We start from the raw sequence: 22,601 nt of genomic DNA, 5'->3' as shown, positions 1-22,601 counted from the left end.
GGCACCGGTCGTGCATGTGGCACGGGTCGATCAGTGGAGCATGCGATAGAGGGCCGGAAAGCCGACCAGGGCGGTGAAGAGCATGACCAGGGCCGTGCCGGGAACGACCATCCGTTCGCTCACGACGTTGGCCTTGGCGAGTTCGTCGGAGAGCAGTTCGGAGCGCAGGTTGGCGGCCCGGGCTCGCAGCGTCTTGTAGACCGCGGTGCCGTCGGTGCCGGAGAGCCGCATCGTGTCGGCGAGGTCCTGAAGCGGCGTCAGGCCGAGTTCGGTGGCCAGGTCCGCCAGACCGTCCCAGGGAGGGCGGCGTTGCAGCGAGGCGAGTTCCATCGCCTGGGCGATGCGCCGGATGACCGGGCCGCGCCCGACCTGGGCGGCCCGCTCCAGCGACTCGGCCGGTCCGCGGTCGGCGGCCCGCTCCAGCGCGACGAGTTCCAGATACGCGGCGACGGCGTGCAGGAAGTCGATCCGGGCCTCGTCCGCCTGACCGCGCAGCAGAAGGTCGGGCAGGAACCACATCACCGCGCCGAGCCCGAGCGACGCCACCGCCGGGACGGCGAACGGCAGTGGGTGGCCGATGAGTTGGGCAATGACGATGCCGTAGGGGAAGGCCAGCAGGCCGAGCAGGGAGCTGATCAGCTTCTGCGCCAGATGGCGTTCCGGAGTCCGCCCGACCAGGGCCAGATCGCGCTCCGGGAGGGTCAAGCCGCTGAGCACACCGAGCCCCCGCAGCCTGCGGCCCAGACCGTCGAGCAGGCCCGGCTCGGCGGTGACGCCGAAGTCGGGCACCGCCTCGCCCAGCCGGATCGGCGCGGTGGGACCGGGGTTGAGGCGGTTCAGCGCCGTCTCCAGATGCGGCGGTGCGGGCCGTAGTTCGGCGATCAGCAGCGCCAGACCGAGGCCGAGCGCGCCGCCGAGCACCACCAGCCACGTGATCATCGTGCCTCCCCCTGCCCTGCCCACGGGCGCCCGGTCATCGCGCCCAGACTGTCGGCGTCCGAGTCTGCGGTTCCGTCCCGGCGCAGCAGTTCGCGCGTGGAGACGCGACTGCGGCGGTCCGCCTCCAGGAACCTCGGGACGGGCCGGTGCAGCGTCATCCGGGCCATCCAGCCGACGACGGCGACAACGCAGAACACGACGGCGGTCAGCACCGCCTGCCCGATCGGCGTCCCGTACGGGGCGACGTAGGAGGCGTTGAGCGACATCACGACGGCCGCGCCCAGCAAGATCAGCACCAGCCAGCGCACGGTCGCCCGGTGCTTGGCCCGGTCGGCCTCGATGACGCGGCGCTGCCGGACCTCCTCGCGGACCGAGTCGGCCAGGTCGGAGAGCGCCCTGGAGAGGCCGGGACCACGGTCGTTGACCCGGAGCAGCAGCGCGGCCAGGACCTTGTCCGACGTCGCGTCACCGAGTCGGTCGCCGAGGTGGCGCAGCGCCTCCTCCGGGTTCATCCGCGACTGGATCCGGCCGACCAGGTCGGCGATCTCCTTCTCCAGCGCCTCCGGCGCGGTGCGCAGACTGCCGATCAGGGCCTGTTCCATCCCGACGCCGAGCAGCAGCACGTCGGAGAGCCGCTGGGTCCACTCGGCCAGCGCCTCCAGCCGGTCGATCGCCTCGGTCCTGGGCATGGTCGCGGCGAGCAGCCACGGCAGGCCGAAGGCCAGCATCGGCACGATCACGAGCGCCACCACGTAACCGGTCAGCAGCCAGCCGAACGCCGCACCGCCGATCGCCACCACGAGTTGGACGCGACCCCGCACCCCGACAGGGCCGGTCGGCCGGAACCGGCGGCGTTCGGAGCCGGGCCCAGCTTCGGGCTCGGCTCCGGCCTCGGGTCGCATGTCGCTGCCGCGCGCGAAGACGATCAGCGCCACCAGCCCGCCGCAGAGCAGCACGCCGCAGCCGGCCCAGAGCAGCACGCTCATACCGCTCCCCCGACTCCGCTGTCGGGCCCGGACGAAACGTCGACGCCGCTGCCCCGGCCGCCGCCGATCCGCAGTCCGAGCGGTGCGGCCCAGGTCCCGTAAGGGTTCCGCAGCAGCGAGGCGTCGAAACCGGAGCGGCGCAGGTCGTCCAGGCAGGCGGGAGGCGTCTGCGGAACGCCGCGTGGCTCGGGCCAGATCTGCCGCCCCTGCGCGTCGACGCCGCCCTGACGCGGCCCGAAGACGGTGTTCAGCGCGGGCCGTCCCTGCTCGCCGAGGCCGGTGACCTCAAGGATGTGGGAGACGAAGCGGTGGCGCTTCCCGCCGATCCCGGTCTCGTCGAGCATGGTCACGTGGACCACGAAGTCCAGCGCGTTGGCGGTGAGCCGGTAGGCGAGCTGGTCGGTCATCTGTGCCCCGTACTCCAGGCAGAGTTCGGCGATGCGGTCGACCACCATGTGCGGGGTGCGGGCATGGAGCGTGCACATCGAGCCGCCCTCGCCGTTGGTCATCACCCGGAGCATCGGCACCACCTCGCTGGAGCGGACCTCGCCGACGATGATCCGGCTCAGCGTCATCCGCAGTGCGGCCGGGATCAGTTCGCCGATCGAGACCTCGCCCGCGACGCGTCCGTCGATCCGTTCGCCGTTGCCCTCCCGCGCCTCCATCGGCACGACCTGCTTCAGATGGCCGAGGGTGTGCAGCCAGAGCTCGAACTCCGACTCCAGCGTGCCGACCCGCTCGTCCGGTGGGATCTCGCCCGCCATGGCGCGCAGCAGACTGGTCTTGCCGACGCCCTGGGTGCCGGTGATCATCACGTTCTTCCGCGCGCGGATCGCCGCCGCCAGGAACGCGGCGATGCTCGAGTCGACGGTGCCGAGCTGGACCAGGTCGCCCAGCGTCGCGTTCTGGACGCGGTGGCGGCGGATCGCCACGTACGGGCGCGGGGTGACGTGCGTCATCGCCTGGAGCCGCATGCCGCCCTCCAGCCGGAGCGCGAGCGTCGGCGTGGCCGTCGACAGCGAGCGCTCGCCGCCGCCGTGCCGGCGCGCCAACTCCTGGAGCAGTTCGACCAGTTCCTCGTCGCTGTCGGCGATCGGCGGGACCTGGCGCAGCGGCTGGTGCGCGCGCGAGATCCACACGTCGTCGTAGCCGTTGATCAGGATGTTCTCGATCTCCGGGTCGTCCAGGTAGGGCTGCAGCCGACCGGCACGGAAGAGCAGGTCGAAGACCACCTCGGCCAACGCCCGGTCCTGCTCCCGCGTGGGCGTGACGCCGTGCGCGACGGCGTAGGCGTCCGACCAGCGGGCGACGGCGTCCTCGATCAGCGCCCTGCCGCGCTGCCGTCGGCCCGCGGAGTCTGCGGTCGCGGCGTCCGGCGAGGCGCTGAGCTGCTCGTGCAGCTCGGCGGCGACCTGGCGCTTGAGCTCCTGCGCGACCTTGGCGTCGACGACCGCTCCGAACAGGAAGTTCGGCGGCTGCGACGGCTGTGGCGCCGGCTCCTGACCGGTCAACTGGCCGTTCGGATAGCCACTCGCCTGGTCGTTCGCGGGTCGGCCGGCGAGCTGCTGCCGCGGCAACGGCTGGTTCAACGACTCAACGGACATGGGCCGACACCTCCCCGGGCACGGGCGGCCGTGGCGCGTGGACCGCAAGCGGCGGCGCCTGAGCATCAACCTGAGGCTTAGGGTGAGAATTCACGTCTGTTCCAGGGTCCGGCCCGTAGGTCTGCTGCACCGCCTGGAGTCGCAGCGCCTGGCCGGGCGTCACAAGACCGCTGGGGTGCGCCGCAACGGCTGCGTCGGGCACGGGAATCGGCCGCATCGCCAAATGGGGCGCGGGTGGGTACTGCGGCGGCACCGGATCCGGGGAGGCTGCCTGCGCCGGGCGGTACGCCGCCTGCGGGGCTGGCTCAGGGAATGGTGCAGGCACGGGCGGTGGGGTGGGCCCAGGTGCTGTCGGTGCCGATGCCGGTGCTGGCGCCGGGAACTCGGGGAACTCCGGGAACTCCGGGAACTCTCGGAAGTCCGCCGCTGCCTGACGCGGTGCCACGGGGGACACGACCGGGGGTGTCACGGTCGGCGCAACGGTCGGCGCCACGTTCGCTGCCACGGGAGCCGCAGCGGGACCCGCGGCGGGCCGCAGCCGCACCCGGCGGCGGGCGACCAACGCCCGCAGCTCGTCGGCCGTCGAGCGCGCGGCGCGCATCAGCTCGGAGCGCTGGAAGCGCCGGTCCGAGGTCTGGCCGCCGTCGGAGAGGACCCGGGCCTCGCGCGGGGCGTGCGGCAGGACGCCGACGACCGGGGCCCCCAACGCCCGGGAGACCTCCGACGACGCGTACGGGCCCTCCTGGATCAGCAGCAGGCCGAGCGTGTCCGCGCCGGTGCCCTGCGTCGCGAGGTCCGCCGCCAGCGCGGCGATCCGGGGTTGCGTGGAGCTGAGCCCGCGCAGGGTGGTGCGCAGCACCGTCACGACGGCGTCCGCCTGATGCGCCATCACCGCCGAGGGTCCGTTCATGCCGGACCGGCCGAGGTCCACCAGGACGTCACAGCCGTACGCGTCCAGGCTCTGGCAGGTGTGCGCGAGCGGCTCCCAGGTGTACGCGAGCGCGGGGGCCTGGGCGGGATCGGTGAGGCCGGGCAGCAGCAGCCGGTCGCCGGTGCCGCCCGGAGAGAGGTCGAGGCACTGCTCCCACAGGACTTCGAGCAGTCGCCCGCGCCGGTCCGCCAGCGCCAGGTTGCGCAGGCCGCCGCCCGCCCCGACCTGGCCCTGCAACGCGCCGGAGAGCACCGCGCCGCCGTCCGGATCGCATTCGAGCAGCAGCACCCTCCGGTGCTCTGCCAACGGCCAGTTGAGCAGCAGCGCGAGCGCCGTGCTGGTGGCCCCGGGCGCGCCGGGACCGCCGGTGATCGCGACCACCGCCATCAGCCACCCCCTCCCTGCGCCCCGGCGGCGGCGAGCAGCAGCATGAACCGGCCGCTCGCGGCCAGGTCCGCCACGGCGGCGGCCTTCTGCGGCGGCACGGCGACGTCCACCACCACCGTGCCGTCGGACTGCGAGGGTTGGCCGACGTCGACGACCCGAAGCGTGATCGACTGCACCTGCGCGGCACCGGTCCCGGCGGTTCCTGATCCCGAACCGCTGGTGCCGGTCGAGCCGTTCGTGCCGCCGCCGGTGGAACCGGTCGTCGGCGAACCGCCCGTCGCGCTGCCGTTGCCGACCGCCGACGGCGTGAAGACCATGACCACCCACGCGCCCGCCTGCACTCCGGACGCGGGCAACTGGGTCGGCTTCGCGGCCAGTCCGACGACCTGCTCCCCCGCGTCGACCAGCGGATCGTTGGTCAGGTCCGCGCCGGTGAGCAGTTGTCCGGCCTTGAGGTCGGCGGTGGCGCGCATGCCGAGCACGTGGCTGTCGGAGTTGAGCGGCTTGAGGGCGGGGTCCAGTGAGATCCGCACCACCGTCAGGTCACCGGCGGTGATCGGCTGGCCGACCGGCACGTCCTGGGCGAGGGCCAGGACTCCGACGCGCTGACCGGTGGTCAGGTAGAGGGCGCTGCCGCCCAGTCCTCCGGCCGCGATCAGGGCGACTCCGAGCGCGAGCACGGCGGGCCTGCGCCTGCGGCGTTGGGGCGCGCGTATCGGCGCTGCGGGGCGATGCCCTGCTTCGAGCGTCGGGGACGCGGGGGCTTCCACCGGAGTCTCGCCTCTTTCCTTGGTCCGTTCTGTGCTGTGCGTGCCGTGCGGGTGCGGTGCCTTGCGGGTGCGGTGCCTTGCGGGTGTGGTGCGGTCCGTACGGTGAAGCGTGTTGGTGCGTTGATGCGTAGGTTCGTTGGTGCGTCAGTTGAGGACTTGGATCTCGTCCACCTTGAGCGTGGTCTGTTGGCTGGCCACGTCGTCCATCGGGAAGGTTCCGGTCTGGCCGCCTCCCGACCAGCTGACGGTCCAGCTGACCAGAGCGTTGACGGCATAGGCGCCGGCGGCCTTGGTGTAGCTGTAGGTGCAGCCGTTGACGAGCGTCCCGGTGTACGCCGTCCCCGCGTCCGGACAGACGACGGTCCCGCCGTCGCCCATCTGCCAGGTCACCTTGGGCGACCAGACCGTGGCGGTCACCGACAGACCAGGGACGCTCGCGGTCACCGTCAACGGCTTTGCGGCCGAGGCATAGGTGTCGCCGTAGTCACCTTTGCCGTTGCCCGGGTTGAGCCAGAGCATGACCGGCGTGTTGACGAGGCCGGGCTTTCCGTTGCCTGGTGCCGTCTCCGGCTGGGCCGGGAGCAGCGGCAGCTTGGCCACGGCCATGTGCGCCAGCTGAGCGGGCGTCACCTGCACCGGAGCGGGCGGACCGGCGGCCATCCAGAGGCTGACCGTGCCCCCGCCGCCGCTGAGCGCGCAGGTGCGGACGTAGATCGCACCGTCGCCCGGCTTGTGCCCCTGCCAGAGCGGGTCACCGGCCGGGGGCTGCGGCTGCATCTGGATGTAGTAACAGCCGTCGCCGGAGTCGAGCGCGCCGATGCCCGGGATGTAGCAGGGCTCGACCTGGTTCTGGTAGTAGCAGGCCCCGTTCCCGCCTCCGGCGCCGCCGGAGCCTCCGCCGCCCTGCGCACCGCCGCCGGACCCCGGGGTCCCGACGACGACGCAGACGTAGGAGTTGGCGCACGGCGACACGGCCGCGTGCGCGGCACCGGCCGCGCCCATCACCCCGCCCACCACACCGCCGAGGACCAGCAGCAGCGCGGCGGCCATGCGCGTCACGGTGGACGTCACCGCACGGGGAGAGGGCCGGGTCGACGTCGGGGTCAGCATGGCTTGTCCGTCTCGCGCGTGATCTGGGAGATCATCCACACTCCTCTGACGGTGCGTGCGGTAGCGACGACCTGATAGCGCGTCAGCCGCGTCGCCGGCTCGTCGGTCCGCCCGCTGGAGGCGAGCACCTGGTGCCAGCCGGAGACGTCGAGGCAGTCGACGACGGTGGCCTGGTCGACCCCGGACGCGCCGGACAGCGCCCCGACCGAGGTCACCTTCGGGTCGGAGACCGGAGCTCCGCGCATCCGCAGGCCGCCGCCGACGAGCCGGACCACGTCGGCGTAACTGTCGCTCAGCGCCTCGCCGGTGGCGTAGGTGGACAGGTCGCTCCCGTCCGCCTGGCCGGTGGACATGGCGCGCACCTGGGCCGCCCAGTAGCCCGCGTAGGCGCGGAGCACGAAGTCCGCGTCGGGCCCGGCGACGCTGGGCGCGGCAAGCCCGGCGGGTGCGGGGGGCGTGGCCTCCTTCGAGGGCGCGCCGTTCAGCGTCTCCGCGCTGCCACCGCTGCCGCAGCCGGCGAGCACGGCCACGGAGAACGCAGCCGAGGCGGCGACCACGGCCTTGACCGCGGCGGGAACCGGTCCGCGCGGGCGTGCGGCCCCAGTTGACGTGTCGTCAGAGACGCGGTGTGAAGGGCGGTTTCGGAGCACGGTACCCAGGCGCCGCATGGCTCCCCCCTTGCCGTCGATTCCCAGATTGACGGTGTTCAGCACCCTATGCCTCACAGCGTCCGCTGTCCCCGGATGTGGCTGAAATTCTCCCCGTCGTAATGCGCACGTCAATGCCCCGGGGCATTTTCGCTTCCGTTCACCGCGAGACGGAGCGCAGCGCCCCGCGCAGCACCGACCGGTTGCGCAGCAACAACCTGCACTCCCCCGGCGGGCCGATGTGATGGATCGGAGCGCCCGCCACCCGCGCGCCCCGCTCACGCGCGTGCGAAACGCGCCTTTCCGGACGCGCGCCCAGGCATCCGAGAAGCTCCAGCCGCGCGTCGAGCTCCCGCACGTCGAGCGCGGCGGGCGCACCGGGCGCGCCTGCGTCCAGCAGCTCGGTGAGCTCCTCCGCGAGCGCCCCGGCGCACATGTCCTCGGCCCCGCGCCCCCGCCGATGCGCGTCGTAGCGGACGACCCGACCCCAGGCGGGAACCTCCAGCTCGGCTTCCGCCCAGGCGGGCCACTCCTGCCAGGCGACCGAATCGGCGGCCAGGTCCAGCACCAGCAGTGCCTCCTGCTGCGTGCCGTGCGCCATCGCGCTGGTGACCCAGTCGCACGGCAGGCCGCGCCGGGCCGCGTTCTCCCGCAGGCTGCCCGCCGTCACCAGCGCGGGACGCCGCCTGCGCTCGTCCCAGGCCAACTGACCGCCGAGGTAGACCACCAGCAGCCGTCCGCCGCGCGAGGCCGCCTCCTTGAGCGCCGACAGCATCGCGTTGGCGTCCGCCTCGGGATGGACGGAGGTGACCCGGCAGCGACCGGGCCCGGCGTCCAGCAGTGTGCCGGTCACCGCACGCCAGAAGCGCTGCGCACCCTCGGCAGCGCCCAGCGACCCGCCGAACGCACGCTCGTCCGGGCACTCCGCCCCCAGGAGCACCAGCTCCACCGCGAGATCCACCACACCCCCAAGCCCGGCGCCGGGTCGGACCCGTCGTTCGAGGCACCGCTGCCGTCGGTTTTCCACCGTCAGATCCGCAGGCCCCCGCGGACACCGACCGGCCACCGCGCGTCCTCGCACCGGTTCCCACCAGCCACATCCGCCTGCCAGCTCCCTGTACCCCCTGGCCCGGAGGGAAAACCCCGGATGGTGGCGTGCGGTCCGAGCGAAGGCGTGCGGGAAGGTGCGCGGATGCGTCCGCGGCTGGCGGCGTACGCCGTGTGCATCGAGGGGGCGCACGTGCCGCCCGCGCATGTGAGCTGCGCCACATTCAGGTGGCCGTGACCGAGGGCTACGCTCCGGTTCCATGACCATCTTCGCGTCCCTCGCAGACCTCGCCGCAGCCGTCGGCACCGAACTCGGCACCAGCGAATGGCACGTCGTCGACCAGAAGCGGGTCGACCTGTTCGCCGAGGCCACCGGCGACCACCAGTGGATCCACGTCGACCCGGAGCGCGCCAAGGACGGGCCGTTCGGGACCACGATCGCGCACGGCTACCTGACGCTCTCCCTGATCCCCGTGCTGGCGAAGGAGTGCTACGGCGTCGAGGGCATCCGGATGGCCGTGAACTACGGCTCGGACAAGGTCCGCTTCCCGGCCCCGGTCCCGGTGGGCTCGTCCGTTCGGGCGACCGCCGAACTGGTCTCCGCGACCGAGGTCACCGGCGGGCTCCAGGCCGTGGTCCGCTTCACGATCAGCGGCAAGGACGGCGGCAAGCCGCACTGTGTCGCGGACACCATCACCCGTTTCTACGCCTGACGGACGGGCAACCCGGCGGTGACCCCGCCGGGACCGGGCACCGGGTCCGGATGATCGTCCCCGGTACGCGGGCGATCATCCGGGTACGCTGCGTAAGGCGCCGCGAACGTTTGCTTCGCACGTTGCTGCGACCGCCGAGTCAGACGTCACATCGGGCGTCCACTCGACGTTCGAGTGAGCTTCGAGTAGCAACGAGGCGCAGACTGCAGATCGTCCGACGTATCGACCCGAAAGATCGCCCAGAGGGATCGCGCGTCCCTCGCGCGTCGCCTGGAGGTGCCGTGCCCGGTCCCGCCCGTCCCGAGTCCACCGCTTCACCGACCGACCGGTCCATCTCAGCGACCGACCGGTCCACGCTCGGCTCGCTCTCGGTCTCGCTGATCAGACGGGTCCGCCCGGAGGGCTTCGGCGCCGAACCGACCGGCGAACGGCTGGCCCGGATCATGCGCTCGCCGAACTTCGTCGACGGTGCCTTCCGCAACCCGGTCCCCACCGATCGTCTGCTGCCCGGCTCGGGCTTCAACAACATCCGCGCGGCCATGACGCAGAACCGCGCCCGACGCCGCCCGGCGCAGGCCATCCCCGTGCACCGGCTGACCGCCGAGCAGCTGGCCGTGCCACCCGTCACCGGCCTGCGGCTGACCTGGCTGGGCCACGCGGGCGTGCTGGCGGAGATCGGCGGCAGGCGCGTCCTGTTCGACCCCGTCTTCGGCGAGCGCTGCGCACCCGTCCCCGGCATCGGACCGCGTCGCCTGCACCCGAACCCGATCCCGCCGGCCGAGCTCGGCGCCGTCGACGTCGTGGTGATCTCCCACGACCACTACGACCACCTCGACATGCCCACCGTGCGGATGCTGGCCGGATCGGACGCGGTCTTCGCCGCGCCGCTGGGCGTCGGCGCGCACCTGGAGTTCTGGGGCGTCCCCGCGGACCGGATCGTGGAGCTGGACTGGCACGAGTCCGCCGAGGTCGCCGGGCTGACGCTGACCGCGACGCCGGCCCGGCACTACTGCTCGCGCGGGCCGCGCCCCAGCCCGCTGCACCTGTGGGCGTCCTGGGTGGTCGCCGGCGGCGAGCACCGCGTCTTCCACAGCGGCGACACCGGCTACTTCCCCGGCTTCGCCGGGATCGGCGCACAGCACGGGCCGTTCGACGCGGCGATGATCCAGGTCGGCGCGTACGGCGAGTTCTGGCCGCAGGTCCACATGACGCCCGAGGAGGGCGTCCGCGCCCACCTCGACCTGGGCGGCGGCGTCCTGCTGCCGATCCACTGGTGCACCTTCGACCTGGCCCCGCACAGCTGGGAGGAGCCGGCCGAGCGCACCCTGGCCGCCGCGATCGCCCACGACGTCCCGCTGGCCACCCCACGTCCCGGCGAGCCCTTCGAGCCCGGCGAGCCACTGCCGCAGCGCCCGTGGTGGCGAGCGGTCGCCGCCTCGGGCGCGGACGACGGTACCCTCGCCGCCGGAACGGTCGACCCGACGGCGGAGACCGAGGTCCTGGACCGGACAGAGGACCGCGACCCGGACGACGACACCCAGGTCGGCGCGCCCACGGTCTGACCGGCAACCCATGCCATGGCCCGCAACCATGCCAGGCCTGACAACCCCTGGTTGACACTGACAACCAGGGGTTGTCATACTGGACGCATGGTGAAGCAGATCGAGTCCGCAGCGCATGCGGACCTCTTCGAAGAGCTCAAGCAGGTTCGGGCCAAGGCCGTCGAGCACCACAGCGAGGCCCTGCGGTTGAGCCGCGAGCGGCGCAAGCTGATCGACCGGCTCCTCGCCGAGGGCTTCTCCCAGGCCGACGTGGCCCGGGAGTTGGGCGTCAGCCGCCAGGCGATCCAGAAGATGATGGCAGCCGTCTAGCCGGAACACCCGGTCCCGACATCGGTCAGGCGGCCTTGCACAGCGCGAGCAGCCGGAACGTCGGGTCCGGACGCCTGCGGTCCTGGTCGGGAAGGGCGGCCAGCCCGTCGAGGATCGTGTCACGGTCCCCGGCACCGAGACGCCGCGCCCAGAACTGGTACCGATCCCGGCGGATGAGGTCCACGACCGCCGCCGGGGACGGGCCGCGCCCCGGGGAAACGAAGGACGACTCCCCCACGGGCGCAAGGCCCACCGCCGCACCGAAGGAGACGACGCGGTGCCGCGCGTCCGGCTCGGCGCGACCGACGGCGTTGTCGACATGCGGCCGAAGGTCGCCGAGCACCTCGTCGATGTCACTGCCGACGTTGTGGCACGCGTCCTTGTCGACCGTGGTCGCCAACACTCCGCCCGGCCGCAGCACCCGGGCGAACTCGGCGATCAACGGGCCGCTGTCGGGCACCAGATGGAGCAGCCAGACGCAGGTGACCGCGTCCAACGTCCCGTCCGCGAAAGGCAGGCGGTCGGCGCAGGCGCGCACCGCCCGGCCGCCGGGGAGTCGCCGCGCGGCCTGGGCGAGCATGTTGTGCGTCAGGTCGACGACCACCACGTCGCGGCTACCGCGCCCGTCCCGGCCGTCCCTGCGCAGCCGTCGGCCGATGATCCCTGTCCCGCCGCCGACGTCCGCGAGCAGCCGCACGTCGTCCGGCAGCAGTGCCTCCAACCCGGCCGCGGCCGACTCCGCACGCGCCTCCCCGCCACGCGACTCGTCATAGCGGGCGGCTTCGGTCTCCCACGAGAACTCCTCCGTCATGATCGCCAACCTACGTCCCGCGTACCACCGTTCACCAGGGTCCGGCGGCAGCAGAAGCATCCGTCAGCGCAGCCGTCACCGCAGTCGCCACGGCAGCCGCGCGCCGGAGGCGAACGCCGCCTGGCCCTCGGCCAGTGACGCCGGGTCGTTACCGACATGGATCAGCGTCTTCGCCACCTCCAGCGCCTGCCGGTACCCCAACTCCTGCGCGTACCAGACCGCCCGCACCGTCGCCTGGACCGCGAGCGGCGGCTGCGAGGCGATCGCCGCCGCGACGCGCGCCGCCGCCTCACGCAGCCGCTCGCCCGGCACGATCTCCTGCACCAACCCGATCTCGTACGCCCGCCGTGCCGAGAGCCGTTCGTGACTGCCGGTCAGCTGCATCCGCATCACCTCGCCGAGCGGCATGCGCTGCAGCATGGCCATCGACTCGAAGACGGAGGCCATGCCGTAGCTGGTGTGCGGGTCGAAGAACGTGGCGTGCTCGGCGGCGATGATGAACTCCACTTGGCCGAGGAGGTAGAACGCGCCACCGCAGGCCATGCCGTTCACGGCGGCGATGACCGGCTTCCACAGGTCGCCCGCGGTCTTCGGGCTGATCCAGTCGCCGGGGTCGTCGAAGTGCAGCGGCGTCGCGCCGCGTTGTCCGATGGCGAGTTCCGGGTCGCCGAGCGCCCCGCGGTCGACGCCGGTACAGAAGGCGCGGTCGCCCGCGCCGGTCAGCACGACCACCCGGACCGCGTCGTCCTCGCGCAGTTCGCGCCAGAGGGTGCGCAGTTCGCGGAGCATGCGGGCGTCGAAGGCGTTGTGGACCTCCGGCCGGTCCAGGGTCACCCAGGCGACACCGTCCGTGCCGAGGTCGTATCCCAGCGTCTCGAAGCGTCCCATGCACGGCCTCCCGGGTCGCGGTCGTGGTCGGAATCCGCGCCTTCGAAGGATCTGGCGCATTCAACGAGAACAGGTTCTACTTGCTGTCTGACGCACCGTCAACCACCACCATCCCGCACCTGTAGGCACGGACGGAAGGGCCGCAGCATGCGTGACCAGCGACACGGACGCCGCATCATGATGTCCCCGGAGGAGCGCGACGCCTTCCTCGCCGAGCAGCGCGTCTGCCGGGTCGCCACCGTCGCCGTGGACGGCCGCCCGCACGCCACCCCGCTCTGGTTCGCCTGGGACGGCGGCTGCCTCTGGCTCTACTCGATCACCCGCAGCCGCCGCTGGGCCGAACTTGCGGGTGACCCACGCATCGCCGTCGTCGTCGACACCGGCGAGGAGTACGGCGACCTGCGCGGCGTCGAGCTCACCGGCCGGGTGGAACGCGTCGGCGAGGCACCGCGCACCGGCACGGGCGCGCCGGTGCCGGAATTGGAAGCGGTGGAGAAGGTCTTCGCGGTCAAGTACGGCTTCGGTGCGACCATGTTCCACGACGGCCGCCACGCCTGGCTCCGGCTCACGCCCGAGACACTCACCTCCTGGGACTTCCGCAAACTCGGCGGCAACTTCGCGCGCTGAAGCCGCCCGACCATCCCTCCTCGCAGCCCTGCTGTCGCTGTGTCGAGCCGTGAGCGGCACTCGTCCCGCGGCCCGGGTGAAGACCAGAAAAGCCGGTGCGAGCCTCAAGCAGAGCCTCGCGCCCCGCGCCCCGCGCCCCTAGACAGCACGGGCCGCGCTGAAGAGTGGGACCAGGCTCGGGTCGTTGAAGGATGTGATGCGTGCGACCCGGGCGCCGATCAGGGTCAGGACCTGGACCCCGTAGGGCTGGTAGGCCCCGTCCTCGTCGCGTTTGCGGATGACGACGGCCGGCTGGCCGTTGGCGCGGGTCGGGTACATCCGCCACAGGCCCGGCCGCAGGACGCGCGCGGACAGGAAGCCGGTGACGGCCACGCGGCCGGTGAACCAGGTCGGGATCGGCGGCATCTCCAACTCGACGTCGGCGCGAAGCAACCGCACCAGCGCGTCGGCGTCGGCCCGGGTGAAGGCGTCCACGTAGTCGTCGAGCAGGGAGCGCCTCGCCGGCTCGTCCGGTTCGGCGAGGTCGTCGGCGACAGGCCCGGCGTCGGCGAGCGTCGCGCGGGCGCGTCGCAGCGCGCTGTCGACGGCCGCGACGCTCGTGTCGAGCATCTCGGCGACCTCGGCGGTCCGGAACGCCAGCACGTCACGCAGCGTCAGCACCGCCCGCTGGCGCGCCGAGAGGAACTGGAGCGCGGCGATGAACGCCAGGCGCACGCCGCTGCGTGCGGCGACGACCGCCGCCGGGTCGTCACCGCCTCCGCCCAGCAGGCTGTCCGGCGCCGGCTCCAGCCACGGCACGCTCGGCTCCCGGTCCGCGACCGCGACCCGGTGGTCGTCCTCCGGCGCGCCGAGCCCGGACGGGAGCGGGCGTCGGGTGCGCGTCTCCAGCGCGGTCAGGCAGGCCATCGTGGCGATCTTGTACAGCCAGCGCCGGACGGAGGAGCGGCCCTCGAACCGGTCGAAGCCGCGCCACGCCCGCAGATACGTCTCCTGCACCAGGTCCTCGGCGTCGTGGATCGAGCCGAGCATCCGGTAGCAGTGCGCGAGCAGCTCCGGCCGGAACGGCTCGGTCAGCGCGGCGAACTGGAGGTCCGAGACCATGACGTCCACTCTAGGGCCGGTCCGGCGGGGCGCTATCGGTCGAGCGGGCGCAGCCCCGCTCCGCTGACCGCGTACTCGGCCGAGCTGTCCGGATCCGTCGCGACCTGGAGGACCGCCTTCGCGACCAGCTCCGGCGTCAGGATCGGCTCCAGGCCCTTCACGAACGTCTCCCGGTCGACGCCCGCCCGCGCGGCGTACCCGTCGACCCCGTCCGACCCGATCCCCGTCGGCGTCAGCTGCGGCAGGAGTGCGACGAACCGGATCCCGAGCCCGGCCCGCGCCGACTCGTCCGCGGCGTAGCCGCTGATGTACCGGATCGCCGCCTTGGCGGCCGCGTAACCGCCGCTCAGCGGGGAGCCCTTGAGCGCGGCGCCACTGGACATCTCCACCACGACGCTGCCGGGCGCCAGCGGCGCCCGCAGCGCGGCGCGGGTCCAGGCGAAGGCCTGCCGGGTGTCGACGTTCCAGTTGGTGTTGAAGGTCTCCCAGGTCTGCTCGTGCAGGGCCCCGAGATGCGGCGCCGCGCCGGCGTTGAGCACGAGCAGGTCGGGGCGGTACTCGCCCAGGATCCGGTGGGCGAGCGCGTCGTCGGTGGCGTCGCCGACGACAGGTACGAAGTTGGCGCCGAGCTCGTCGCGCACGGTGGCGAGCTCGGTCTCGTTCCGGGCGACCCCGAGGACGCGGGCTCCGCCCGCGACGAGTGCGGCGGCGATGGCGCGGCCGAAGCCGCGGCTCGCGCCGGTGACGAGTGCGGTCTGAAGGGGAGCGGACATCGGATTCTCCTGGCGACTGGACTGGTCGGATCGATTGATATCCAGACCAGCCGCAACCCGAAAATCCGTCGCCCGCTCCCGCATTCCTCCGGCGGAGTGCTCAGCTCACCCGGACACAGGTCTCCGGCGCTGGACGCCCACTGCTTCGAAACCTGACGAGGTTCAGCCTGCGCTCGGTGGTACAGCTCCCTGCGCCCCAGGCGACGGGAGCCCCGCCTGGTCCACGGCGAGCACATGCTCGGGGCCGGGTCAGGCAGCCGTCGACAAGGTGGCGCGGCGCGACGGCTCACTGCCCTGGGCCGGGCGCGTCGGTTCCGTCGTGGCGGTCGGGGACACGCCGAGGACGGAACCTCGCGCGTGGGCCAGGCAGTAGCGGCTGACGGAGCCGTGGAACAGGCGGGCCAGTCGGCCCTGCTTGCCCGTGCTGACCACGAGCAGGTCGCTGGGCCGGTCGGCGATCTCCACCAGGGCTGGACCGGGCCGCTCGGCTCGGACGACCAGGGGTTCGACCTTCAGGTCGGCCGGGCAACCGCCGAAGGCCTGGTCGAAGGCGGCGTCGAGGCGGTCGCAGGCGGCCTGCTCCCACTGCTTCAGCAGCGGCGGACACGGGTGGCTGCGGTAGGCCATCTCGCCGCCGACCGGGTGCCAGACCAGCACCGGCACCAGGACGGCGCCCCGGCGGCGCGCCTCATCGGCGGCGCGGTGCAGCGCGGCCAGGCTGCTCTCGGATCCGTTGACGCCCACGACGACGCGGTTCTGGGCCATGATGCTTCGCTTCTTTCGCTGACACTGCCGACCGGTACGGGTCGGATTGGCATTCGTTGGCGAGAATCCCCAAAAGCTATCGACGTTCCTGGCTATCGGAGTGATCTCTCTTGGATTCATTGGACACCATGGGAGATTGCCTGCGAAATCCCTTGACGCTTCCCTGATGTCCGGGTGGCTTGCCTTGACGCCCTATTGACCACGCCGTCTGCCCCGGGCCGCGTCATCACACGTTCCGCAACGATCCCCACGGGACCGCAGGCGGGCACTCGATCCGAGTCCCCAGCACGGCAAAGCTCCCTTGAACCAGGCTCCAGCTCCTGGCCGCAGGCAATGTCGCACATGTCACAGGCACACGGTGGTTGGCGTCTGAAACGATGTACCGGTGACCGCCGCAACGCCCCAGCCCACCGCCATCACCAGCTTCGTCGACCTGCTCAGCCTCGACGAGATCGACAAGGGCCTGTTCCGGGGCTGGTGTCATGCGGGCGCGCCGTTGCGCGCCTTCGGCGGGCAGGTGGCCGCCCAGGCGCTGGTCGCCGCCGGGCGGACGGTGGCCGAGGGACGCCAGGTGCACTCGCTGCACGGCTACTTCATGAGACCCGGCGATCCGCGCCGCCCGCTGGTCTACGAGGTCGACGCGCTGCGCGACGGCGGCTCCTACTCCACCCGCCGGGTCACCGCGATCCAGCGCGGCGAGGCGGTCTTCACCCTGTCCGCGTCCTTCAAGCGCCCCGAGGAGAGCCCCGACCGGCAGGCGGTCATGCCGAACCTCCCCGGCCCGGAGAACCTGCCGGACCCGTACGCCGCCTGGGCGGCGGGCGGCCCGGAGAACTACTGGGGGTCCACCGGCCGGCTCACCCTGGACATGCGCATCGTCCCGCGCGACCTGCCCGGACAGCCGCAGGAGCTGCCGGGCGTCGCGCAGCAGTTCGTCTGGCTGAAGTCGGCGCAGAAGCTGCCCGCCGACGAGCCGCTGATGCACGTCTGCGCGCTGGCCTACCTCTCCGATCTGACGCTGGCCTCGACGGCGGCGCTCCACCTCCAACTCCCGCGCGCCGAGCGCACCGAGCCGTCCCACATCAGCCTGGCCTCGCTGGACCACGCGATGTGGTTCCACCGCCCGTTCCGCGCCGACGAGTGGCTGCTCTTCGCCCAACGCAGCCCGAGCTCGTCGGACGGTCGCGGGCTGGCCCAGGGCGAGTTCTACACCCGCGAGGGACAGTTGGTCGCGTCCGTCGTCCAGGAGGCACTGATCCGGGAGCGCCCGCACCCCGCTCCGTGAGCAGCCCCCTCGCCGTGCGTCCGATCCGCCCGTGGGCGTAATCCCGCAGGTCGATGCGGTGTTGAGGTCCTCCCCCTACGCTCGGCCGCATGGACACCGCAGCCCCGCCGCCCCGTGCCGAGAGCACCGCCCACAGTCGTCGGCGAGATCACGTCTCGACATGGCTGGGCCTGGTGGCCTACCCGATTGCCATGCTGGTACTGCTCTACGGCATCGCCGCCCGCGCGGAATGGGGCGCCCTGTTCCTGGGCGCGCTGCTGACCATGTTCCTGCTGGTCCCTGCGGCCCGTCGGCGTCCGGTGCTGACACTCGGCGTCACGCTGCCCCTGGTCTGCCTGATGATCGCGGCCATCCCCGGACGGGACCGGACGCCGCTGGTGTTCCTGCTGTTCGTGGTCCCGGACATCCTGCTCGGCGTCATCGTGGGCCGCTGCCGCCGGAGTACGGGCGTCTGGGCGGCGGTCGTGAGTCTGGTGGTCCAGGTGCTGATGGTGGCCGCGTTCTCGCGGGGGCCCGACGCCTTCATCAGCACCGAGGTGTTGGTCGCCCTCGGAATCGCCACCGCCTACACCATGGGCCTGCTGGCCCGGGAGCGCCGCGAGCACGCGGAGGCGACGCGCGCGCAGGCGGTCGCCGAGGCGGTCACCGCCGAGCGGCTCCGGATCGCCCGCGAGTTGCACGACATGGTCGCGCACAGCATCGGCATCATCGCCATCCAGGCAGGCATGGGGAGCCGGGTGGTCCACACCCAGCCCGCCGAGGCGCAGGCCGCGCTCAGCATCATCGAGACCACCAGCCGCGAGACCCTGGCCGGACTCCGTCGCACCCTCGTCGCCCTGCGCCGCTCCGACGCCGACCCGACGGCCGCGTCATCCCCCGACCTCAGCGCACCCGCCCCCTCCCTCACCGACCTCGACCGGCTCGCCGAGGCGACGGCGGCGGCAGGCGTCCGGGTCACGCTCCGCCGCGTCGGCGAGGCACGCCCGCTGCCGCCGGACATCGAGCTCTCCGCCTATCGCATCGTCCAGGAGGCGGTGACCAACGTCGTCCGCCACGCGGACACGCCGAGCTGCACGGTCGACATCGCCTACGGGGCACAGGACCTGACGCTGACGATCCTCGACTCCGGTCGCGGCACCTCCGGCTTGAACACCCCGAACAGTCCCAACAGCCCCAACGGCGTCGGCGCGGGCTTCGGCATCACCGGCATGCGCGAACGCACCGCCCTCCTCGGCGGCACCCTCACCGCGGGCCCCCACTCCGACGGCGGCTTCCAGGTCACCGCCCGCCTGCCGCTGCCCGCGGACACGGCCCAAGCTGCGGTCGGATGAACCCTCGGGCCGCCCGAATTGGCGCACTACAGCCCAACGTGCCCTTGCTTCCCCGCAGTTACTGCGACAGAGTCGAATTCCGAGGCGATGTCAGAGATCTCGTCAGAACGGATACCTCCATGCGGCACACCACGGAGCCCCACCAGAACGCCGGCAGCGACCGCGACTCGGCCACGCCACGCGGCCCCGTTCGGAGTCCCGGCACGCTTCCGGCCTTCGGTGCCGCCATGGCCGCCGCCGGGCGCGGCGGACCGCTTCAGGCGGGCTCGCTGGGCGCCCTGCAACGCGCGGTCGGGAACGCCGCCGTCGCCCGGATGATCGGGCGCGAGCGGAACCAGGAGGGCGCCGGCCACGGCGACAACGCCGTGCAGGACGACAACGCCGTGCAGGAGGCCGCGAGGACGGCCGGGCGTGGCGGCAGCCGGCTGCCGAACGGCGTGCGCACGACCATGGAGCAGGCCTTCGGCACCAGTCTCGACCACGTCAGGGTCTCGGTCGACGAGCAGGCCGCCGCGAGCATCAACGCCAGGGCGTACACCGTCGGCAACAACATCGTCGTCCAGAACGCGAGCGTTCTGCGCGACGTCGAGACGATGGCCCACGAGATCCACCACACCACCCAGCACGACGCGCCCGCCGGCCTCAGCGATCCCGGCAACCGCTGGGAGCGCGAGGCCTCCGACGTCGGAGCCCGGGTCGCCCGCGGCGAGAGCCTCCAACGCTGCGCGGCGGACGGCGAGGAGCACGAGGGCGGCGGCCTCTAGCGCGCAGCGGTCCAGCGCCGCGTGGGCTTCGAGTTCGAGTAGCAGAAGGAGAAGCCGTAGGGCCCGGCGCCCGATGTCCTCAGGGCGAGAACGCTGTTCCACCGATACTGCCGTCTGTGCAGGTCGGTGGTGGTCGGATCAGCTGATGAGGCGTCATACACGTGCAACGCGGTTCCCGGTAGGATGGCCGGGTGTCCAAGGTAGACCTGTCCCCCAGGCCGGTCGAGACCATGTCTCCCCGCCAACTGGAACGCCGGAAACACCTGATCGACGCCGCCCTCGCGCTGGTCGCGGAAGGCGGGGTCGAACGGCTGCAGATGAAGCAGGTAAGCGAACGCTCCGGGGTGGCGCTCGGGACGACCTACCGCTACTTCTCGTCCAAGGACCACCTGCTGGCCGCCGCCGCGTCGGACTGGCGGGCGATGCTGATGGACGACCTGGCGACCGAGGTGCGGGGCTCGCCCGCGGCCCTGGCCGAGCGGGGCAGCGGGTCGGACCGGGTGGTGCGCTTCGTGCACCGCGGGATGCGGGCACTGCAGCGACAGCCCAACCTGGCCCGGCTGCTGGTCTCGGTCGCCGTGTCCACGGACCCCTTCGCCAGCGAGGTGGTCGAGGCCATGGGCAACTCCGGCCGGGCCAAGCTGCTCGCGCTGATGCCGGAGGTGCCGCCGACCGCGAGGAACGTCGTTCCGCACATCATCGACGCGGCGTGGCACAGCGAACTGGTCGACTGGGTGACCGGCCGCTCCACGCTGGGCGACGCGTTCGCGCGGCTGGAGGAGGTCATCCGGCTGGTACTCGCGCCGTACGTGGCGGAGCCGGTCGCGGTGTGAGCAGCGGCCTCAGCGGCGCGGCTTGCCGCGCCGTGGCGTCTGCTTCCGCGCGCCGCCGGCCGCAGCGCCGCCCCCGCCCGAACGGGGACGGCCGGACTGCTTCTGCGGCTGGGACTTCGGCTGCTTCTTCTTGGCCGCCGTCGCCTTGGACTCCTTTGTGGCGGGCGTCTCGGCCTGGCTGCGGCCGCGCGAGCTGTTCACCGTGCGACCGCGCACGATGCCGATGAACTCCTCGACCAGGTCGGTCGTCCGGTCCTGCAGCCAGGAGAGCGCGATCTGCGACTGCGGCGCGTCCGTCAGCGGCCGGTAGGTGAGGTCGCGCCGGTGGTGCAGCCGGGCCAGGGACTGAGGGACGATCAGCACGCCGATGCCCGCCGAGACCAGGTCCACCGCGTCCGCAGTCGTCGCCGGACGCTCGAACGCGGGCTCGCCGGGCGTGCCCTCATCCCAGCCGAGGACGTCGTCGAGCGGATGGAGCACGACCACCTCGGCCAGTTCCGCGACGGAGACCTCCTCCGCGTCGGCCAGCTCGTGCTCCTTGGGGACGACCACGACGGTGGTCTCCGTGTAGAGCGGGATCGCGCTGAGGTGCGTCTTGTCCACCGGCAGCCGAACCAGCCCGGCGTCCGCGCCGCCGCCGTGGAGAGTCGCCTCACCCTCACCCGCCGGGACCAGCTGGAGGGCGATCGGGGTCTCGGGAACCCGTTCGTTCCAGACGCGCACCCACTTGGCGGGCGTCACCCCCGGGACGTAGGCGAGCCGGAAGGGAGCGGTTGCGGGCGAGTCTGTCACGGGCCCAGGTTACCGGCTGTGATCACCGGCTGTGATCAGGCAGGCTTTCCGCTCGCTACCCTTGTGCCATGACTGACAGCAAGCCCACGACGACCCAGACGATGAAGCCCGCCACGGCGGCGAAGAAGCTCGGCGTGTACCTGCCCGCCACGCCCGCCGAGTTCCAGGAGGGGGTCGTCTCCCGGGACGAGCTGAACGCGCTCCAGGCCAACCCGCCGCAGTGGCTGGCCGACCTGCGCCGCAACGGGCCGCACCCGCGTCCGGTGATCGCGACCAAGCTCGGCATCTCCATCTCCGGCCTGGCCCGCGGCGGGGTGACCGAGGCGCTGACCACCGAGGAGATCGACGCCCTCAAGGCCGAGAACCCGCTCTGGCTCCAGCACGAGCGCGCCAACCAGCTGGAGGTCCGCAAGGAGGCCGTGCGGATCAAGGAGAAGCAGCAGGCCGAGCGCGAGCAGGCCGCCCGCCGCGCGGGCGGGAACTGACCTTCTTCCTGCCGTAGGAAAACCGGGAGCGTGGCCCGGCCTCGCCGGGCTACGCTCCGCGGGCATGGACGATCTTCGTTATCCGCCGAAGCCTGTGCCCGGCGACCGCGTCGCGGTGGTCTCCGCCTCCTCCGGGCTGCCGGGGCTCTTCCCGCGCCCGTACGAGCTCGGGCTGCAGCGGCTCCGGGACGAGTTCAAGCTCGAGCCGGTGGAGTACCCGAGCACCCGGCGGATGGGCTCGACGCCGCAGCAGCGCGCCGACGACCTCCATGCGGCCTTCGGGGACCCCACCGTCAAGGCGGTGATCTCCAGCATCGGTGGCGACGACCAGTTGACGGTGCTTCCGCTGCTCGACCGCGAGTTGCTGCGGGCCAACCCGAAGCCGTTCCTCGGGTACAGCGACAACACCAACCTGCTCGTGCTGCTCCACAACCTCGGCATCGTCAGCTACCACGGCGGCTCGGTGATGTGCGAGCTGGGCCGCCCGGGGGCCATGCACCCGCTGACGGCGGAGTCGTGGCGCGCCGCGCTGTTCGGTTCGGGCAAGCCGGGCGAGTCGGGCCAGCCGGGCGAGTACGCGCTCCCCGAGCCGGGCCGCTTCGGCGACATCACCGGCAGCTGGGCGGAGGAGTCCACCTTCGCGGCCGAGCCGCAGTCGGAGCCGGCCTCGCCGTGGCACTGGCACAACGCGGACCGGGTCGTCACCGGCCGGAGTTGGGGCGGGAATCTGGAGATCCTCTCCTGGCTGCTGATGGCCGACCGCGAGATCCTTCCCCCCGAGCGATACGCGGGCGGCGTGCTGCTCCTGGAGACCTCGGAGGAGCAACCGGATGCCACGACCGTTTTCCGCATCCTGCGCAACATGGGCGAGCGCGGCCTGCTGCGTCAGTTCCCGGCGCTGCTGATGGCGCGGGCCAAGGCGCAGAACTTCTTCGCGCCCGTCCCCGCCGAGCGGCGTGCCCGCTACCGGGCGGACCAACGGGCGGCGGTGCTACGGGCGTTGGAGACGTACGCGCCGCAGACGACGGCCGTCTTCGACGTCGACTTCGGCCACACCGATCCGCAGGTGCTGCTCCCCTACGGCGGCGAGATCCGTGTGGACGGCCCGGCCCGGCGGATCACGGTGCGGTATTGAGCTGCT

Annotated in this window: 24 protein-coding genes; 10 read left to right on the top strand and 14 right to left on the bottom strand. The window is 72.4% G+C overall.

Annotated features, from left to right (window positions below; all coding sequences use genetic code 11):
• Nucleotides 1–30 precede the first annotated feature (30 nt).
• From ABH940_RS21490 to ABH940_RS21455, 8 genes are all read right to left on the bottom strand, one after another.
• Nucleotides 31–939: a type II secretion system F family protein gene (locus tag ABH940_RS21490; RefSeq protein ID WP_370062120.1), complete on the bottom strand. Its 909-nt coding sequence runs from the start codon at nt 937–939 to the stop codon at nt 31–33.
• A complete protein-coding gene (locus ABH940_RS21485; RefSeq protein WP_370062118.1) occupies nt 936–1,925 on the bottom strand; it encodes a type II secretion system F family protein in 990 nt (329 codons plus the stop codon). The genes ABH940_RS21490 and ABH940_RS21485 overlap by 4 nt, the downstream gene beginning before the upstream one ends.
• Nucleotides 1,922–3,529 carry a CpaF family protein gene (locus ABH940_RS21480; RefSeq protein WP_370062116.1) on the bottom strand — a complete coding sequence of 536 codons (1,608 nt, stop codon included), beginning with the start codon at nt 3,527–3,529 and terminating at the stop codon, nt 1,922–1,924. Before ABH940_RS21480 ends, ABH940_RS21485 begins: the two co-directional genes overlap by 4 nt.
• Nucleotides 3,519–4,847 carry a hypothetical protein gene (locus tag ABH940_RS21475; RefSeq protein ID WP_370062114.1) on the bottom strand — a complete coding sequence of 443 codons (1,329 nt, stop codon included), beginning with the start codon at nt 4,845–4,847 and terminating at the stop codon, nt 3,519–3,521. The genes ABH940_RS21480 and ABH940_RS21475 overlap by 11 nt, the downstream gene beginning before the upstream one ends.
• A complete protein-coding gene (locus ABH940_RS21470; protein ID WP_370062112.1) occupies nt 4,847–5,527 on the bottom strand; it encodes an SAF domain-containing protein in 681 nt (226 codons plus the stop codon). The genes ABH940_RS21475 and ABH940_RS21470 overlap by 1 nt, the downstream gene beginning before the upstream one ends.
• Before the next feature lie 234 nt (nt 5,528–5,761).
• On the bottom strand, nt 5,762–6,727 hold the full coding sequence (locus tag ABH940_RS21465; RefSeq protein WP_370062110.1) for a hypothetical protein: 966 nt from the start codon (nt 6,725–6,727) through the stop codon (nt 5,762–5,764).
• Entirely contained in the window at nt 6,721–7,284 is a 564-nt protein-coding gene (locus ABH940_RS21460) for a hypothetical protein (RefSeq protein ID WP_370062108.1), read from the bottom strand. Before ABH940_RS21460 ends, ABH940_RS21465 begins: the two co-directional genes overlap by 7 nt.
• Before the next feature lie 250 nt (nt 7,285–7,534).
• Nucleotides 7,535–8,323, bottom strand: coding sequence for a hypothetical protein (locus tag ABH940_RS21455; protein WP_370062106.1), 789 nt, complete (start codon nt 8,321–8,323; stop codon nt 7,535–7,537).
• A gap of 358 nt (nt 8,324–8,681) precedes the next feature.
• Between ABH940_RS21455 and ABH940_RS21450 the strand changes: the two genes are divergently transcribed.
• The 3 genes from ABH940_RS21450 to ABH940_RS21440 all read left to right on the top strand — a co-directional run bounded on the left by ABH940_RS21450 (nt 8,682) and on the right by ABH940_RS21440 (nt 11,005).
• Entirely contained in the window at nt 8,682–9,134 is a 453-nt protein-coding gene (locus tag ABH940_RS21450; RefSeq protein ID WP_370062104.1) for a MaoC family dehydratase, read from the top strand.
• 380 nt (nt 9,135–9,514) lie between these two features.
• Complete coding sequence (locus ABH940_RS21445; protein ID WP_370105998.1) at nt 9,515–10,696, top strand: MBL fold metallo-hydrolase; 1,182 nt, start codon at nt 9,515–9,517, stop codon at nt 10,694–10,696.
• Between the two features lie 87 nt (nt 10,697–10,783).
• A complete protein-coding gene (locus ABH940_RS21440; protein WP_370062102.1) occupies nt 10,784–11,005 on the top strand; it encodes a TrfB-related DNA-binding protein in 222 nt (73 codons plus the stop codon).
• A gap of 25 nt (nt 11,006–11,030) precedes the next feature.
• On the opposite strand, the gene ABH940_RS21435 is transcribed toward ABH940_RS21440, so the two are convergent.
• A complete protein-coding gene (locus ABH940_RS21435) occupies nt 11,031–11,816 on the bottom strand; it encodes a methyltransferase domain-containing protein (protein WP_370062100.1) in 786 nt (261 codons plus the stop codon).
• A 75-nt stretch (nt 11,817–11,891) separates the two neighbouring features.
• Nucleotides 11,892–12,704: an enoyl-CoA hydratase/isomerase family protein gene (locus tag ABH940_RS21430; RefSeq protein WP_370062098.1), complete on the bottom strand. Its 813-nt coding sequence runs from the start codon at nt 12,702–12,704 to the stop codon at nt 11,892–11,894.
• 147 nt (nt 12,705–12,851) lie between these two features.
• On the opposite strand from ABH940_RS21430, the gene ABH940_RS21425 reads away from it, so the two are divergent.
• Complete coding sequence (locus ABH940_RS21425; protein WP_370062096.1) at nt 12,852–13,331, top strand: pyridoxamine 5'-phosphate oxidase family protein; 480 nt, start codon at nt 12,852–12,854, stop codon at nt 13,329–13,331.
• A gap of 138 nt (nt 13,332–13,469) precedes the next feature.
• On the opposite strand, the gene ABH940_RS21420 is transcribed toward ABH940_RS21425, so the two are convergent.
• From ABH940_RS21420 to ABH940_RS21410, 3 genes are all read right to left on the bottom strand, one after another.
• Nucleotides 13,470–14,432, bottom strand: coding sequence for a sigma-70 family RNA polymerase sigma factor (locus ABH940_RS21420; protein WP_370062094.1), 963 nt, complete (start codon nt 14,430–14,432; stop codon nt 13,470–13,472).
• A gap of 32 nt (nt 14,433–14,464) precedes the next feature.
• The gene (locus tag ABH940_RS21415) at nt 14,465–15,205 is read right to left on the bottom strand and encodes an SDR family oxidoreductase (RefSeq protein WP_370105975.1); all 741 of its coding nucleotides are present in this window, start codon (nt 15,203–15,205) and stop codon (nt 14,465–14,467) included.
• 249 nt (nt 15,206–15,454) lie between these two features.
• The gene (locus ABH940_RS21410) at nt 15,455–15,970 is read right to left on the bottom strand and encodes a universal stress protein (RefSeq protein WP_370062090.1); all 516 of its coding nucleotides are present in this window, start codon (nt 15,968–15,970) and stop codon (nt 15,455–15,457) included.
• A gap of 385 nt (nt 15,971–16,355) precedes the next feature.
• Between ABH940_RS21410 and ABH940_RS21405 the strand changes: the two genes are divergently transcribed.
• The 4 genes from ABH940_RS21405 to ABH940_RS21390 all read left to right on the top strand — a co-directional run bounded on the left by ABH940_RS21405 (nt 16,356) and on the right by ABH940_RS21390 (nt 20,183).
• Complete coding sequence (locus ABH940_RS21405) at nt 16,356–17,255, top strand: acyl-CoA thioesterase (protein ID WP_370062088.1); 900 nt, start codon at nt 16,356–16,358, stop codon at nt 17,253–17,255.
• Nucleotides 17,256–17,344: 89 nt separating this feature from the next.
• Nucleotides 17,345–18,586, top strand: a complete 1,242-nt coding sequence (locus ABH940_RS21400) for a sensor histidine kinase (RefSeq protein WP_370062086.1) — start codon at nt 17,345–17,347, stop codon at nt 18,584–18,586.
• A gap of 119 nt (nt 18,587–18,705) precedes the next feature.
• The gene (locus tag ABH940_RS21395) at nt 18,706–19,350 is read left to right on the top strand and encodes a DUF4157 domain-containing protein (protein ID WP_370062085.1); all 645 of its coding nucleotides are present in this window, start codon (nt 18,706–18,708) and stop codon (nt 19,348–19,350) included.
• A 191-nt stretch (nt 19,351–19,541) separates the two neighbouring features.
• Nucleotides 19,542–20,183, top strand: coding sequence for a TetR/AcrR family transcriptional regulator (locus tag ABH940_RS21390; protein WP_370062084.1), 642 nt, complete (start codon nt 19,542–19,544; stop codon nt 20,181–20,183).
• A 9-nt stretch (nt 20,184–20,192) separates the two neighbouring features.
• Here the strand turns inward: ABH940_RS21390 and ABH940_RS21385 are convergent, their stop codons facing one another.
• Nucleotides 20,193–20,975, bottom strand: coding sequence for a LysR family substrate-binding domain-containing protein (locus ABH940_RS21385; RefSeq protein ID WP_370105973.1), 783 nt, complete (start codon nt 20,973–20,975; stop codon nt 20,193–20,195).
• Nucleotides 20,976–21,043: 68 nt separating this feature from the next.
• On the opposite strand from ABH940_RS21385, the gene ABH940_RS21380 reads away from it, so the two are divergent.
• Nucleotides 21,044–21,460 carry a DUF5997 family protein gene (locus tag ABH940_RS21380; protein WP_370062080.1) on the top strand — a complete coding sequence of 139 codons (417 nt, stop codon included), beginning with the start codon at nt 21,044–21,046 and terminating at the stop codon, nt 21,458–21,460.
• 64 nt (nt 21,461–21,524) lie between these two features.
• Nucleotides 21,525–22,595, top strand: a complete 1,071-nt coding sequence (locus tag ABH940_RS21375) for a S66 peptidase family protein (RefSeq protein ID WP_370062078.1) — start codon at nt 21,525–21,527, stop codon at nt 22,593–22,595.
• The last annotated feature ends 6 nt before the right edge of the window (nt 22,596–22,601 follow it).

Origin of the sequence: Streptacidiphilus sp. BW17, assembly GCF_041262485.1 — a bacterium.
GTDB lineage: Bacteria > Actinomycetota > Actinomycetes > Streptomycetales > Streptomycetaceae > Streptacidiphilus.
Note: the sequence above shows the minus strand (reverse complement) of the source record. Positions and strands in the feature narration are given on the sequence as shown.

What these genes read in the sequence shown, in the direction of transcription:
- ABH940_RS21490 (WP_370062120.1), bottom strand. Translation starts at nt 939, where the DNA reads ATGATCACGTGGCTGGTGGTGCTCGGCGGCGCGCTCGGCCTCGGTCTG.
- ABH940_RS21485 (WP_370062118.1), bottom strand. Translation starts at nt 1,925, where the DNA reads ATGAGCGTGCTGCTCTGGGCCGGCTGCGGCGTGCTGCTCTGCGGCGGG.
- ABH940_RS21480 (WP_370062116.1), bottom strand. Translation starts at nt 3,529, where the DNA reads ATGTCCGTTGAGTCGTTGAACCAGCCGTTGCCGCGGCAGCAGCTCGCC.
- ABH940_RS21475 (WP_370062114.1), bottom strand. Translation starts at nt 4,847, where the DNA reads ATGGCGGTGGTCGCGATCACCGGCGGTCCCGGCGCGCCCGGGGCCACC.
- ABH940_RS21465 (WP_370062110.1), bottom strand. Translation starts at nt 6,727, where the DNA reads ATGCTGACCCCGACGTCGACCCGGCCCTCTCCCCGTGCGGTGACGTCC.
- ABH940_RS21450 (WP_370062104.1), top strand. Translation starts at nt 8,682, where the DNA reads ATGACCATCTTCGCGTCCCTCGCAGACCTCGCCGCAGCCGTCGGCACC.
- ABH940_RS21440 (WP_370062102.1), top strand. Translation starts at nt 10,784, where the DNA reads ATGGTGAAGCAGATCGAGTCCGCAGCGCATGCGGACCTCTTCGAAGAG.
- ABH940_RS21435 (WP_370062100.1), bottom strand. Translation starts at nt 11,816, where the DNA reads ATGACGGAGGAGTTCTCGTGGGAGACCGAAGCCGCCCGCTATGACGAG.
- ABH940_RS21430 (WP_370062098.1), bottom strand. Translation starts at nt 12,704, where the DNA reads ATGGGACGCTTCGAGACGCTGGGATACGACCTCGGCACGGACGGTGTC.
- ABH940_RS21425 (WP_370062096.1), top strand. Translation starts at nt 12,852, where the DNA reads ATGCGTGACCAGCGACACGGACGCCGCATCATGATGTCCCCGGAGGAG.
- ABH940_RS21420 (WP_370062094.1), bottom strand. Translation starts at nt 14,432, where the DNA reads ATGGTCTCGGACCTCCAGTTCGCCGCGCTGACCGAGCCGTTCCGGCCG.
- ABH940_RS21415 (WP_370105975.1), bottom strand. Translation starts at nt 15,205, where the DNA reads ATGTCCGCTCCCCTTCAGACCGCACTCGTCACCGGCGCGAGCCGCGGC.
- ABH940_RS21410 (WP_370062090.1), bottom strand. Translation starts at nt 15,970, where the DNA reads ATGGCCCAGAACCGCGTCGTCGTGGGCGTCAACGGATCCGAGAGCAGC.
- ABH940_RS21400 (WP_370062086.1), top strand. Translation starts at nt 17,345, where the DNA reads ATGGACACCGCAGCCCCGCCGCCCCGTGCCGAGAGCACCGCCCACAGT.
- ABH940_RS21395 (WP_370062085.1), top strand. Translation starts at nt 18,706, where the DNA reads ATGCGGCACACCACGGAGCCCCACCAGAACGCCGGCAGCGACCGCGAC.
- ABH940_RS21380 (WP_370062080.1), top strand. Translation starts at nt 21,044, where the DNA reads ATGACTGACAGCAAGCCCACGACGACCCAGACGATGAAGCCCGCCACG.
- ABH940_RS21375 (WP_370062078.1), top strand. Translation starts at nt 21,525, where the DNA reads ATGGACGATCTTCGTTATCCGCCGAAGCCTGTGCCCGGCGACCGCGTC.